The organism is Pseudomonas sp. P7548 (assembly GCF_013386585.1).
Lineage (GTDB): Bacteria > Pseudomonadota > Gammaproteobacteria > Pseudomonadales > Pseudomonadaceae > Aquipseudomonas.
Genome location: NZ_JACARO010000075.1, coordinates 1 through 13,031, shown reverse-complemented (window position 1 = coordinate 13,031; position 13,031 = coordinate 1). Strand labels below are relative to the sequence as shown.

Genomic DNA, 13,031 nt, shown 5'->3' with positions numbered 1-13,031 from the left:
TCACCATGCAAGGCTTCCTGAAACGCTGTGCGCTGCTCGTTGCGGTCGGTTTATGTGCCGGTACCGCGCAAGCTGCTGAAAAGGTCATCTTCGACACCGACTTCAACGTGCTCAACGATGACGGCCAGGCCTTCATCATGCTCGCCCAGCTGCATGCGCAAAAACGCATCGAGTTGTTGGGCATGACCCTGGTCAGCGGCAATGCCTGGGTCGACCAGGAGCAGGTTGACGCCCTCAAGGCCGTGGAACGCATGGGCGTGGAAAAAGAGGTGGGCGTCTATTCCGGCGCCGCCTACCCGCTGCTGCATGACTACGCCACCTACGAGGCAGAAAAAACTCTGTTCGGCGCGGGCTGGCCGGGGGCGTTCAAGAACCCTCGCCCTACCTCACCGTCGCAGTTGATCGCGCCACCGGACGGCCTGGCCACCCACACCCAACTGCGCAGTGAAACCGCCGCGCAGTTCATCGTGCAGAGCGTGCGGGCCAACCCGCACCAGGTGACGATCCTCGCGGTCGGCCCGCTGACCAACATCGCCCTGGCCATACGCTCGGCGCCGGACATCGTGCCGCTGATCAAACGCATCGTGTACATGGGCGGCGCGCTGGAGATCCCGGGCAACACCACGCCAGCGGCGGAGTTCAACTGGTGGTTTGACCCGGAGGCCGCGAAGATCGTGTTGCGCTCACCGATCGAACACGTGATTTTCCCCAACGACGTGTGCGAGAAAGTCACCTTCGACAAGGCGGTGTACCAGCGCGTGATCGCCAAGAAAGGCGCGATTGCCGACCTGTACAAGCATGAGTTCGGGCCACTGTTCGACAAAGACCCGGGCTACCACAGTTTCACCTGGGACAGCTTGCCCGCGCTGTATTTGGTCAACCCGCAGATCGTCACCGAATCCCGCGACCTGTGGGTAGACGTGGACGCCACCTTCGGCGCTGACTACGGCCGCGCACTGGGCTACAAGAAAGGCGCGCCGGTGGGCACGCAAAAAGCCAAAGTGGTGTTCGGCGTAGACCAAAAGCAATTCTGGGATGGCTACGTCAACCTCGTGACGCTGCCAACACCGGTCAAACACTGACCGGCCTGATCGCTCCCACCGGGCGTGGGAGCGATCTTTTTTTCAGCCTGCCGCCGCAAACCCGCGCTGCAAATCCTCGATCAATGCCGCCACGTCCTCCAGGCCGATGTGCAGGCGCACCACCGGGTTCAGCCCGCGATCGGCTGCACTGTCGCGGTCCTGGGTATCGGCCACGGTGACCAGGCTTTCATAGCCGCCCCATGATGCGCCCAACCCGAACAGCTGCAAGCCGTCGATCAACCGCTCGACGTACGCCGCGTCTGCATTGGCCAGCTCAAACGACAACAACCCATTGCTGCCGGTGAAATCCCGTCGCCACAACGCATGCCCTGGGTGCTCCGGCAACGCCGGATGGAACACTCGCTTGACCTGCGGTTGCGCCTGCAGCCACTGGGCGATCTCCACCGCGCCGCGCTCATGCACGTCCAGGCGTGACGCCAAGGTGCGCGCGCCCCGCAACACCAGGTAAGCATCGTCGGCACTCACCGCGTTGCCAAAGGTGTCACTCATCCGGCCCAACGCCGGCCAGGCCGCTGCGCTGGTGCACACGCTGCCCATCATCACATCGCTGTGGCCGCCGAGGTATTTGGTGAGGGCCATGATCGAGATGTCCGCGCCCAGCGCCAGCGGGCGATACAGGTAGCCCGAACCCCAGGTGTTGTCGACGGCCAGCAGGATATTGCGCGGTTTGCACAAGGCCGCAATGGCCGGCAGATCACACAGCTCATAGAGCAATGAGCCCGGCACTTCGGCGTAGACCAGCCTCGTGTTGGCTTGCAGTTGCGCTTCGAGCCCCTTGCCGTCCGGCGCAAAATAACTGACTTCAATGCCAAACGGCTGCAGGAACTCCCGGGCCAGCTTGCGCACCGGGGAGTACACCGCGTCGGTGATCAACACGTGATCGCCTGGGCGCAGATAAGCCAGGAATACCTGGGCTGCCGCAGCCAGGCCGGTGCCATAGAGACGCGTGCGATAGCCACCCTCCAACTCGGTGACCAGGTCTTCCAGGGCATGGGAGGTGGGGTTGCCCCGAGCACCGTAGGTCAGTACGCGTTCACTGTCGCGGCGGGCGCGGGCATCGCGCATCTGGGCGAAGTTGTCGAACAGCACCGTGCTGATACGCGTGACCGGCACGTTGACCGCACGGCCACCCTGGCCTTTTTCCGTGCGGGCGGCGTGGATCAACCGGGTACGCACACGGGACGTCGGCACCAGCGGCTTGAGGCTGGCGATTTCCGCCGGACTCATCTGTGCCAGCAAACCGATTTCCCAGGCCAGGTACTGGCGCGCGGCGTCCTTGTTGCCGCTGTGGCGGTCGTGGGTGAAAAACAGGAAGTCGATGCACTGCGCGTCCGGTGGGCTCTGCGGGTCTTCACTCACCGGCAGGCCGGCGGCAGCCCAGGCGGCAAAACCACCGTCGAGCAGTTTTGCGTCCAAGCCAAGGGCTGCAAACGCTGCCAGCGCCGGATCATCAGCCACCAGCACCAAAGGGCGCTGGTCGGCGTTGAGCAGTGAGCGGATCGACCAGCGCGAGCCTGGGATATGCCCCTTGCGGTACACCATGCTCGGGCGCAGGTCGATCAGGTTGACTTCACTCAGCTCAAAACCTTGTGCGCTGATCAGCGGCAAAGGTTCGTAAGCCACCGGCGCCTGCACCGGCAAGGCCAGGCCACTGTCGATCCCGCCGCTCAGCACATACGCCTCATGCCCCAACTGACGCAACCAACTGGCCACGATCGACGCGCGAATACCATCGCTGTCGAACAGCACCACCCGGGCCTGGCGCACGCCGATGTACAGGTCGGTGGACTGGACCAACTGCCCGCCCGGCGTGTGTTGTGCACCGGGCAAGGTGCCTGCGGCAAACTCCTCGGCGGTGCGCACGTCACACAGGAACAGGCTGCGCCCCGCGTCATCGGCCCATTGCCGCACCTGCTCCGCTGACACGCTCACCACCCCCGCCCGCTGTGCCAACTGCTGCGCGGCGTGGCGCTGTGCAGCCAGATCGCTGCTGACCGCGTCGGCGTAGCGTCGGGTGCTGCCGTGCTCCAGCTGGAAATCTTCCAGGTACCAGCCCTGGGTGCCGTTTTCCAAGGCGTAGACCGGGTTCTTCACGCCCAGGTTGATCAGCGTCTGCGCGCCGATGATGCTGCGGGTGCGCCCGGCGCAATTGACCACGATGGGTGTGCTGTCGTCCGGCACCAAGTCGTGCACGCGGTAGCCCAGCTCACCGTTCGGGCAGCAGATGGAGCCGGGGATGGTCATCTTGCGGTATTCATCGAACGGCCGCCCGTCCAGCACCACCAACGGCTCACCACGGGCCTGCCACTCGGCCAGTTGCCGCGCCGTGACGTGGGGCGTGTGGCTGGCCTCTTCCACCAACTCGCCAAACGCCTTGGACGGCACATGCACGCCCGCAAACAGCTGCAAACCCGCCGCCTGCCAACCGTCTGCGCCACCCTCCAGTACATGCACCCGGCGGTAGCCCAAGGCGTGCAGGCGCTGTGCGGTACGTGTGGCCACTTCGCCCTGGTCCTGATCGTAGATCACCAGGCGCACCTGGGGGTTCGGCGCCAAACGGCGCACTTCCAGTTCCAGGCGGCTATAGGGCAGGTTCACCCCGTGGAACAGATGGGCTTCGCCGTACTGCCCGTGTTCGCGCACGTCGAATACGGCGATTTCCTGCCCGTCGAACAGCCATTGCTGCAGTTGACTCGGGGTGATGGTCTGGCTCATGGAAGTCCCAACAAAGTATGAAATGAGTTACTGCAACGCCAACGAGCGCTCGCCCGCCGCCACGTCGCGGCCCTTGGCATAGGCGCGCTGCACCGCCGGCCGCACCTTGATGCGCTCACGCCAGGCCTGGATGTGCGGGTAGCTCGCCAGGTCCTGGCCTTGGCGCAGCGGCTGGATCCACGGGAAGATCGCCATGTCAGCCACCGAATACTCACCCGCCACGTAGGGCACTTCGCCCAGGCGCTGCTCCAGCACACGGTACAAGCGGGTGGCTTCGGCATTGAGCAGGTCGAGGGCGAACGGAATCGGCTCCGGCGCCTTCTCCTTGAACAGCTGCAACTGGCTCAGGTAGGGGGTGATGTGCCCCACCTGCCAGAACAGCCACTCCTGCACCTTCTGCCGCTCGGCAGTGCCGGCCGCAGGCAAGAACTGCCCGGCGCTGTCAGCCAGGTAATTGAGGATCGCGCCGGATTCGAACAGGCTCAGCGGCCCCTCGGGGCGATGGTCGACAATCGCCGGGATGCGCCCGTTGGCACTGATGCGCTGGAAGTCCGCGTGCTTCTGCTGGCCTTCACGGATGTTCACCGGCACCAGTCGGTACTCGACACCCAGCTCTTCCAGCAGGATGCCGACTTTCAAGCCGTTTCCCGTGGGCCAGTAATACAGATCAATCATAAAAACTCCCTCGGACGAACGCCGATCATGCTGTGGAAACGGGCTTTTGTGGCGAGGGAGCTTGCTCCCGCTGGGCTGCGCAGCAGCCCCAACACAGGCACCGCGTGTTTCCAGTTGAAAATCAATCGCAGGGTTCAGGGCCGCTACGCGCCCCAGCCGGAGCAAGCTCCCTCGCCACAGAAAGTGCTCCCACCGTTAATGGGTGGCATGCTTATCAATAGGCTTTGATGGACGGCGCCATTTGCGAGGCGTTGTAGTTGAGGATGCGTCCGTCCGCTTCCACGCCATACCGGCCGTTCAGCGATTCCAGCGGCAAGCCGTACAAGTGGAAATGCAGGGTCGCCTGCTCGCCTTCCACCTTGATGCCGTGCAGGTCTTCACCGAGGAACGAGATCGACGTACCGGGCTGCACGATCACTTCCTTCTCCAGGCTCAGGGTGGTGAAACCAGGCTCGCGACCTTCGTCACTGCGGGTGTAGACGTAGTTGATCTCCTGGCCTTCGATGGCACTGATGATCGCCCAGGTCTCGTGGTTGTGCGGGATCGTGCTTTTGCCCGGCAGCAACGAGTTGAGGTACAGGGTCGGCGTGTCGCCGTCGTCATTCAGGCGATAGCGAAAGGCCGTGCTGCCCTGCCCCGGCACCGGCGCGGGGAATTCGTCGAAGTTGAACAGGTCACGGCGTTCGGCCAGGGCTTCCAGCAGACTGACGATTTCCACCAGGGCCGCACGGTCTACGCCGCGCTGATTGATCACGCGGATCTGCTGCAAGAACGCTTCGATCACGTCGGCACGGTTTTCGGTACTCATCACGCATTTCCTCTTATCAGACAGACAGGCTGTATCGGCTCAAATTGGTCAACAGGTACGGGTCGTGGGCGATGGGGCCACGGCGCCCCGAATCGCCCAGGGCATGGCGCAGGAACGTCTGGGTGCGTTCGCTGGCCGGGTGCTGGAAGATCTGCTGCGCGCTGCCATGCTCGACGATCACGCCGTTTTCGGTGAAATACACCACGTCGCTGATCTCTTCGGCGAAGCGCATTTCATGGGTGACCAGCACGCAGGTCATGCCCTCTTCAGTCAGTTCGCGGATGACGGTCAGCACTTCGCCGACGGTTTCCGGGTCCAGGGCAGAGGTCACTTCGTCGAACAGGATCAGCTCCGGGCGCATCGCCAGGGCACGGGCAATCGCCACGCGCTGTTGCTGACCGCCGGAGAGCTGGCCCGGGTAGGCGTCGGCCTTGTGTTCCATGCGCACTTTGGCGAGCAACGCCCGTGCGTCTTTCTCGGCATCGGCACGGCTGCACCCCAGTACCTTGCGCGGGGCGATCACCAGGTTTTCCAGCACCGACAGGTGCGGGAACAGGTTGTACTGCTGGAACACAAAGCCCACGCGCTTGCGCAACTCGATGCGCTGGGCTTCCTGGGCCAGGGTGTCGACCTGGGTCTGACCCACGCGAATGCTGCCGCGCTGGGGCTGCAACAACCCGGTGATGCAACGCAGGATCGTGGATTTGCCCGAGCCCGACGGGCCGATGATCGACACCGCCTGGCCGCGCTGCACGTCCAGGTCGATGCCCTTGAGCACCGGGTTGGCGCCGAACGACAGGTGCACATCCCGCAGGCTCACCAAGGGTTCAATAGAAGGCATAACGGCGCTCCAGGTGTTGGGTCAGGCGGGAAATCGGGTAGCAGTAGGCAAAGAACAGCACCAGCAGGCTCAGGTAGATCACCACGGTGAAACCGGTCATGTTCACCGTGTTGCTGGCGATCTGCGCGGTGTCGATCACGTCATGCACGCCCACCAGCGAAGCCAGCGCGGTGCCCATGGTCACCACCGCATACAGGTTCATCCACGGCGGCAACATGCGCTTGAAGCACTGCGGCAGGATGATCGAACGGAACAGCTGGCCCCGGGTGAACGCCAGTGAACGCGCAGCCTCCCACTGGGTGCTGGGGATCGAGCCGATGGCGCCGCGAAAGATCTCCGCCACGTTGGCGCTCGCCGGCAAGGCCAGGCCGAGGGTGACCTTGACCCAATCGGGGAACGACACATAGCTGCTGCCAATGTGGATCTCGAACGGGAACACGTAAGTGGTGAAGTAGATCAGCACCAGCCAGGGCGCATTGCGAAACACCTGCACCCACAACCGCGCAACACCGCCCAACGGCGACAAGGCCAGCGCGCCGATCAACAGGCCGAGCACCGAGCCCAGCCCGATCGCCACCACGCTGATCAAGATGTTCTGGCCAAAACCGGCCACCAGTGCCGGCGACCATTGCAGCAATGCCGACAGCACCGGGAATGAATCAATGGCCATAGCCGGGCATCCTCAGGCGCGCTTCCAGCCAGCGCCCCACACAATTGACGGTAAAACTCAGCAAGCCGAAAAAGCTCAGGATCAGAATCATCAGCTCCAGCACGTTGTCACTCTGGGTCCAGATCATGATCGCCGCGTAGGTGATGTCGCCCACCGCAATCGCCGAGGCCACGGCGGTCATCTTCACCAGGTCGATCAGGTTGTTGATCAGCGACGGCAAGGCAAAACGCAGGGCCAGCGGTAACTGCACGTTCCATAGCAACTGGCGGTTGCTGAAGGCCAGGGAACTGGCGGCCTCCAGGGTTACGGCGGGCACCGCTTCAATACCGGCGCGCAAGGCTTCGGCATGGAACGCGCCCTTGTGCAGCGAGATCACGATGACCACCCAGGCGAACGGCGTGAGTGGGTTGGCGGCGCCGACGGCCTGGGTCAACAGCATGTTCAACACCAGGAACGCGCAGTACAGCTGCACCAGGGTCGGCGTATTGCGCGTCACCTCCACGAACACCCGCGCAGGCTTGGCCAGCCACGGGTTGCCCGACGTCAGCATCGCTGCCAGGCCGGTGCCCGCCAGCAGGCTGCCGATGATGGTGAACACACAGAGCAAGCCGGTGGTCCACGCGCCCTGTACCAGCGTACCGCGCTGGTAGACGTCGAGCAGGAAGTTGTAGTTCAGACCAATGCTTGCAGCCCAGTGGACGAACGCCTCCATCATTGCAATTTCCCGCAGGCAGCGGCGATGCGCCGCCCGGCTTCGGCCACGCTGTCGGTCGCGGTGGCAATGGACAGGCGAAACCACGGCGACAGGCCGTAGGCACTGCCCGCCACACCGGCCACGCCCTCTTCCAGCAGCCAGGCCACGACATCCTCATCGCTGTCGATGCGCACCCCGTCGGGACGATGGCGCCCCAGCAGCCCGGCGCAGCGCACGAACACAAAGAAGCCGCCCTGGGGTTCCAGCACCTCCAGACCTTCGACGGTTTCAAGGGTGTTGACCAAGATGTCACGGCGCAACTGGTAAGCCGCAACTTGCTCAGCGAGGAAACCCAGCCCACCGTTGTAGGCCGCCAACGCCGCCGCCTGCCCCACCGATGAAGCCCCGGAGGTGGATTGGGATTGCACCACGGCCATCGCGTCGGTGAGGTGCTTGGGCCCGGCACCGAAGCCAATGCGCCAGCCGGTCATGGCATAGGTCTTGGACACACCGCCCACCAACAAGCTGCGCGGCAGCAGGTCCGGCGCCACGTTCAACAGGCTTTGGGGTGGATGCCCGTCAAAGCGAATGTGCTCGTACAGCTCATCCAGCAGGACCAGCACCTGGGGATGGCGACGCAGTACCTGCGCCAACTCGCGCAACTCGGCTTCGCTGTACACCGCGCCGCTGGGGTTGCCGGGGCCGTTGAGGATCAGCCAGCGCGTGCGCCCGGTGATGTGCTGTTCCAACTGGGCCGGCCGCAATTTGCAGCCCTGCTCCAGCCCGCATTCGATGAACACCGGCTCGCCGCCGTTGAAGCGCACGCTGTCAGGGAACGACGGCCAGTACGGGGTGGGCACCAGCACTTCATCGCCGTCATCCAGAGTGGCGGCAAACGCATTGAAGATGATCTGTTTGGCGCCGTTGGCGATCACGATGGACGACAGCGGATAGTCCAGGTGGTTTTCCTGCGCCAGCTTGCGCTGCACCGCCAGGCGCAACGCCTTGACGCCCGGCGTGGGCGTGTATTTGGTCGCGCCCGCCGCGATGGCCGCATAGGCGGCCTGTTTGATGTGCTGCGGCGTATCGAAATCCGGCTCGCCGGTGGTGAGGTCGAGGATATCGCGCCCGGCCTCACGCAATTCGGTGGCACGGGACTTGGCGGCCGCGTTGGCCGACAGCGACACCCGCTGCACGCGCCGGGACAGGCGTACGGTCATGGCTGCACCTCAAGGACTTTGCCGGGATTGAGCAGGTTGTGCGGGTCGAGGGCCTGTTTGATGCGACGCATCAGATCCAGCTCCACCGGGCTTTTATAACGGCTGAGCATGCCGACCTTGCGCTGGCCGATGCCGTGCTCGGCGCTGATCGAACCACCATGGGCATGGGCGCTGTCGTGCACCAGGGCGCTCAGCTCGGCGTAGTGAGCCATGTGCGCCTCCACCGTCGAATCCAGCGGATGGGCCACGTTGTAGTGCAGGTTGCCGTCGCCCAAATGGCCGAACGTGAAGTTGCGCACACCGGGAAAATGTTGCTGCAGCAACGCGTCGGTATGCGCGACGAACGCCACCACCTGTGAAATCGGCACCGAGATGTCGTGCTTCATATTGCGCCCGGCGCGCTTCTGCGCCTCGCTCATGTTCTCACGCAACAGCCACAGGGCTTCGCTCTGGGCGAGGCTTTCGGCGATCAGTGCGTCGCTCAACAGGTTGTTTTCGAAGGCATCGCCCAGCACCCGCTCGAAGGCTTCCCGTGCCTGACTTTCGCCGTGGTTATCCGAGAGTTCGATCAAGGCGAACCAGGGTTGGCCGGCGTTTTTGAACGGTTGCGGGCCGTCGGGGAACTGCTCGCGCAGCAACGCCAGGCAGTCTGCCGTGAGCAATTCGAACGCCGTGAGGCTCGCGCCAAACCCCGCCCGGGCATGGGACAGGAACGCCACGGCCTGGGCCAGCTCATCAAAGGCCAGAAACGCCGTGGCCTGGGCCTTGGGCAGCGGGAACAGCTTGAGGGTGGCCGCCGTGATAATGCCCAGGGTGCCTTCGCTGCCGATGTACAGGTCACGCAGGTCGTAACCGGTGTTGTCCTTGCGCAAGCCACGCAGGCCGTGCCAGATCTCGCCTTCGGCGGTCACCACTTCCAGGCCCAGGGTCAACTCGCGGGTGTTGCCATAGCGCAGCACGCCGGTGCCACCCGCGTTGGTGCCAAGGTTGCCGCCCAGGGTGCAACTGCCCTCGGCGCCCAGGCTCAGCGGGAACAGGCGATCGGCATCACGGGCCACCTGCTGGACGTTTTGCAGGATGCAGCCGGCCTCCACGGTCAGGGTGTCGTTGTCGGTGTCGATGTTGCGCACGCGGTTCATGCGGTCGAGCAACAACAAGACCGAACGCCCGCTGGCATCCGGCGTGGCGCCGGCCATCAGCCCGGTATTGCCGCCCTGCACCACGATGGGCGCTTTCAACGCCACGCAGGCGCGCACCACCGCCGCGACTTCTTCGGTGTTGGCCGGATGCACCGCCGCGATCACCTGGCCGGTGTAGCGGCCTTGCTTGTCGGTGAGGTAATGCGCGGCCTCTTCAGAGGTTTGCACATGGGCCGCGCCGAGCAGGTGTTGCAAGGTGGCGAACAACGCGTCACTCATGGCTGTACTGCTCGTGCAAATCACGCAGGGCCTGGGACGGTGCCATGCCGGTACGCTCGCCCAGGGCGATCAGGAAACCGCTCTTGTGCCAGTCACGCACGATGGCATCGAGCTTGGCCTGGGTGTCGTGTTCGCCCTTGCGAATCCAGATCACCGATTTGGACGGAATCAGGTCCCCCGGCAGCGGGATCTCATAACCGGACCATTCGGCATCACTGAGCAACGCATGCAGGGTCGGGCTGACGTGCACCGCCGCCACGCACCCGTTGCCGCGCAACGACAGCAGCGATTCGGACTGGCTGCGGAACGCCTTGATCTGCGCGCCGTAGGTCTCTTGCAGCGGCTTAATGAAGTTGCTGCCCTGGGACACGCACACCGGCTTGTCCTTGAGGTCGGCCCACTGCGTGATCCCGGCGCCTTTGCGAATCAACGCCGCGCCGCCGACTTCTTCATAGGGCGTGGGCACGTAGTCGAGGATCTCGGCGCGCTCTTCGGTGAACTGCATGTTGGCGATCAGGATGTCGACCTTGCCCTGCTGCAGGAACTGCACGCGGTTGGGCGCCAGCACGGACACCGTCTTGGTCTCGACGCCCAGCGCCTGGCCGATACCCTTGGCCAACTCCACGTTGTAGCCCAGGTGTTCACCGGTCTTGGGGTCGAGGGTGCCAAACGGCGGGCCGCTGAGGATCACGCCCACGCTGATGGCGTGGCGCTGCTGAATCTTGTCGAGGGTGGCATCGGCGTGGGCGAAGCCGGCGCACAAGGCCAGGCCGAGTGCGGCGAAGGTTTTGAAGTGCATGTTCAGGCGCCCTTGAACTGTTTTTGCAATTCCACCAGCGCCGGCGACGCGGGGCTGATGCGGTTACGGGTCTGGGCTTCGATCAGCCAGCCGCTGCGGTGCAGTTCCTTGACGATCGGGTCGAGCCTGGCCTGGGTGTCGCTCTCCCCGCGACGGGTCCAGATCACCGACGGCGCCGGGTTCAGCTCCGGGCTGATGGCGCGGTAGTCCTTCCATTCCGGGCTGTCGTTGATCAGCGGGTTGACCAGGGTGGAGTCATGCACGGCGGCCACGCAGTTGTTGCCACGCAGGGCCAACAGCGATTCGGACGAACTCTTGAAGGCTTTGATCTGGGCGCCGAATTCGGTCAACGGCTTCACGTAGCTGCTGCCCTGGGACGTGCACACCGGCTGGTCCTTGAGGTCTTCCCAGCGAGTGATCTTGCTGTCCTTGAGCACCGCGGCGGTGCCCCCGATGCGGTAGAACGGCGTGGGCACAAAGCCGAGAATTTCACCGCGCTCGGCGGTCCATTCCATGTTGGCGATCAGCAGGTCGACCTTGCCCTGTTGCAGGAACTGCACGCGGTTGGCCGGCAGTACCGGCACCAGTTGCACCTGCGCCTTGAGCTGACGCCCCAATTCATTGGCCAGGTCGACGTTCAAGCCCTTGGGTTGCTGGGTGCTCGGGTCGATGCTGCCGAACGGGCCACCAGACAGCAGCACGCCAACCACCAACACATGGCGTTGCTCGATCTTGTCCAGGGTCGCATCGGCCTGCGCCGCCACACTCGCCCCCAAGGCCACTGCCGTGCCCAGGACCCTCGGCAACCATTTCTTGAACATCATTGGACTTCCCCCAGGCTAATGATCGGCGTACCCCGACCTGATGGAGGGGCATGCTAGGGAGAGTGCGGGGGCAACGGAAATGCAAATATCTCATATCGTTATAACTTGCCGTGTATGGGCAACCTCGTATTCAGGCATAACCCATGTTTTATTGGACGCTATAAAAAACCGCTTCAACAACACATTAAAATCTGTAATGTTTAACTTCACGCCCTTGATATAAAAACGCCTCTGGAAATGGCCATGTCGACCCTCGATCTCGAACTCCTGCGCACCTTTATCGCCGTGGTCGACCACCACAGCTTCGCCGAAGCCGGCACGCACTTGGCGCGCACCCAGTCCTCCGTGACCCAGCACATGCAACGCCTGGAACAGCAAGTGGGCGTGAGCCTGTTTGAAAAACGCGGCCGGCAGAAACAACTGACCGAACCGGGTTTGCAGCTGTTGCGGCATGCGCGGCAGATGTTGTCGCTCAATGACGACGCGTTGAATTCGTTGCGTGAGAGCAGCTTGAGTGGGGTGCTGCGTATTGGTTCGCCCCATGACATTGCCGACACGATTTTGCCGCCGATCCTCAGCCACATCGCCCGCTCGGCACCGCGCTTGCGGCTGGAGATTGATGTGGGGCGCAGTCCGTTTTTGATGGATGACTTGCACCGGGGCAAGGTGGACATGGTGATTTCTACGCGCTCGGATCCAAACCTTGAGGGGTTTGCGTTGAGGACCTCGCCGGTGTGGTGGATTTGTTCGGCGCAGTACATTCACCAGCCGAGTGAACCGTTGCCGCTGATTCTGGTGGATGAGCCGAGTATTTATCGGCGGTATGCGTTGGAGGCGCTGGAGCGGGCGAATATCCCGTGGCGCCAGGCCTATCTGGCGTCGAATTTGATTGGGATTAAAGCGGCGACTCGGGCGGGGTTGGGGGTGACGCCGCGGAGTATGGAGATGCTGGGGCCGGATATGCGGGTGTTGGGGGAGACGGATGGGTTGCCGCGGTTGCCGGAGGTCACGTATTACCTTTGGATTCGGCCGAATACGGCGAATCCGATTGCGCGTAAGGCTTATGATTTGATTCGGGGGAGTCAGGGGTTGTGATTGGGGGTATATCCGTTTCTTCGGTAACGGCTACTTATGGTTCCGCCCTTACGGCGGGTCACTTTGGAAAAGAGCCCCAAAGTAACCAAAGGGCTCTTGCCCCAACACTCGGCACCTCGCCTAGGCTCGGTGTGCCCGTAATCCGACAGTGATTTGGGGGGCCACCGCC

The 13,031-nt window shown here is 63.4% G+C and carries 12 protein-coding genes; 2 read left to right on the top strand and 10 right to left on the bottom strand.

Annotation, left to right across the window (positions count from 1 at the left end; genetic code table 11):
- The first annotated feature begins 5 nt into the window (after positions 1 to 5).
- Positions 6 to 1,082 carry a nucleoside hydrolase gene (locus HX803_RS25610; RefSeq protein WP_178924525.1) on the top strand — a complete coding sequence of 359 codons (1,077 nt, stop codon included), beginning with the start codon at positions 6 to 8 and terminating at the stop codon, positions 1,080 to 1,082.
- Positions 1,083 to 1,124: 42 nt separating this feature from the next.
- On the opposite strand, the gene metC is transcribed toward HX803_RS25610, so the two are convergent.
- The 10 genes from metC to HX803_RS25560 all read right to left on the bottom strand — a co-directional run bounded on the left by metC (position 1,125) and on the right by HX803_RS25560 (position 11,767).
- Positions 1,125 to 3,818 carry a cystathionine beta-lyase gene (gene metC, locus HX803_RS25605; RefSeq protein WP_178924523.1) on the bottom strand — a complete coding sequence of 898 codons (2,694 nt, stop codon included), beginning with the start codon at positions 3,816 to 3,818 and terminating at the stop codon, positions 1,125 to 1,127.
- Positions 3,819 to 3,845: 27 nt separating this feature from the next.
- The gene (locus HX803_RS25600; RefSeq protein ID WP_178924521.1) at positions 3,846 to 4,493 is read right to left on the bottom strand and encodes a glutathione S-transferase N-terminal domain-containing protein; all 648 of its coding nucleotides are present in this window, start codon (positions 4,491 to 4,493) and stop codon (positions 3,846 to 3,848) included.
- 214 nt (positions 4,494 to 4,707) lie between these two features.
- Entirely contained in the window at positions 4,708 to 5,301 is a 594-nt protein-coding gene (locus HX803_RS25595) for a cysteine dioxygenase (protein WP_178924519.1), read from the bottom strand.
- 16 nt (positions 5,302 to 5,317) lie between these two features.
- Positions 5,318 to 6,142 (bottom strand): amino acid ABC transporter ATP-binding protein, encoded by an 825-nt coding sequence (locus HX803_RS25590; protein WP_178924517.1) that lies wholly within the window; start codon positions 6,140 to 6,142, stop codon positions 5,318 to 5,320.
- On the bottom strand, positions 6,129 to 6,812 hold the full coding sequence (locus HX803_RS25585) for an amino acid ABC transporter permease (RefSeq protein WP_178924515.1): 684 nt from the start codon (positions 6,810 to 6,812) through the stop codon (positions 6,129 to 6,131). Before HX803_RS25585 ends, HX803_RS25590 begins: the two co-directional genes overlap by 14 nt.
- Positions 6,802 to 7,527: an amino acid ABC transporter permease gene (locus HX803_RS25580; RefSeq protein WP_178924513.1), complete on the bottom strand. Its 726-nt coding sequence runs from the start codon at positions 7,525 to 7,527 to the stop codon at positions 6,802 to 6,804. The genes HX803_RS25585 and HX803_RS25580 overlap by 11 nt, the downstream gene beginning before the upstream one ends.
- Positions 7,524 to 8,726 carry an aminotransferase class I/II-fold pyridoxal phosphate-dependent enzyme gene (locus HX803_RS25575; RefSeq protein ID WP_178924511.1) on the bottom strand — a complete coding sequence of 401 codons (1,203 nt, stop codon included), beginning with the start codon at positions 8,724 to 8,726 and terminating at the stop codon, positions 7,524 to 7,526. The genes HX803_RS25580 and HX803_RS25575 overlap by 4 nt, the downstream gene beginning before the upstream one ends.
- Entirely contained in the window at positions 8,723 to 10,144 is a 1,422-nt protein-coding gene (locus HX803_RS25570) for an FAD-binding oxidoreductase (RefSeq protein WP_178924509.1), read from the bottom strand. Before HX803_RS25570 ends, HX803_RS25575 begins: the two co-directional genes overlap by 4 nt.
- Positions 10,137 to 10,943 carry a transporter substrate-binding domain-containing protein gene (locus tag HX803_RS25565; protein WP_178924507.1) on the bottom strand — a complete coding sequence of 269 codons (807 nt, stop codon included), beginning with the start codon at positions 10,941 to 10,943 and terminating at the stop codon, positions 10,137 to 10,139. Before HX803_RS25565 ends, HX803_RS25570 begins: the two co-directional genes overlap by 8 nt.
- Positions 10,944 to 10,945: 2 nt before the next feature.
- The gene (locus HX803_RS25560; protein WP_178924505.1) at positions 10,946 to 11,767 is read right to left on the bottom strand and encodes a transporter substrate-binding domain-containing protein; all 822 of its coding nucleotides are present in this window, start codon (positions 11,765 to 11,767) and stop codon (positions 10,946 to 10,948) included.
- A gap of 243 nt (positions 11,768 to 12,010) precedes the next feature.
- Between HX803_RS25560 and HX803_RS25555 the strand changes: the two genes are divergently transcribed.
- On the top strand, positions 12,011 to 12,862 hold the full coding sequence (locus HX803_RS25555; RefSeq protein ID WP_025858264.1) for a LysR substrate-binding domain-containing protein: 852 nt from the start codon (positions 12,011 to 12,013) through the stop codon (positions 12,860 to 12,862).
- The last annotated feature ends 169 nt before the right edge of the window (positions 12,863 to 13,031 follow it).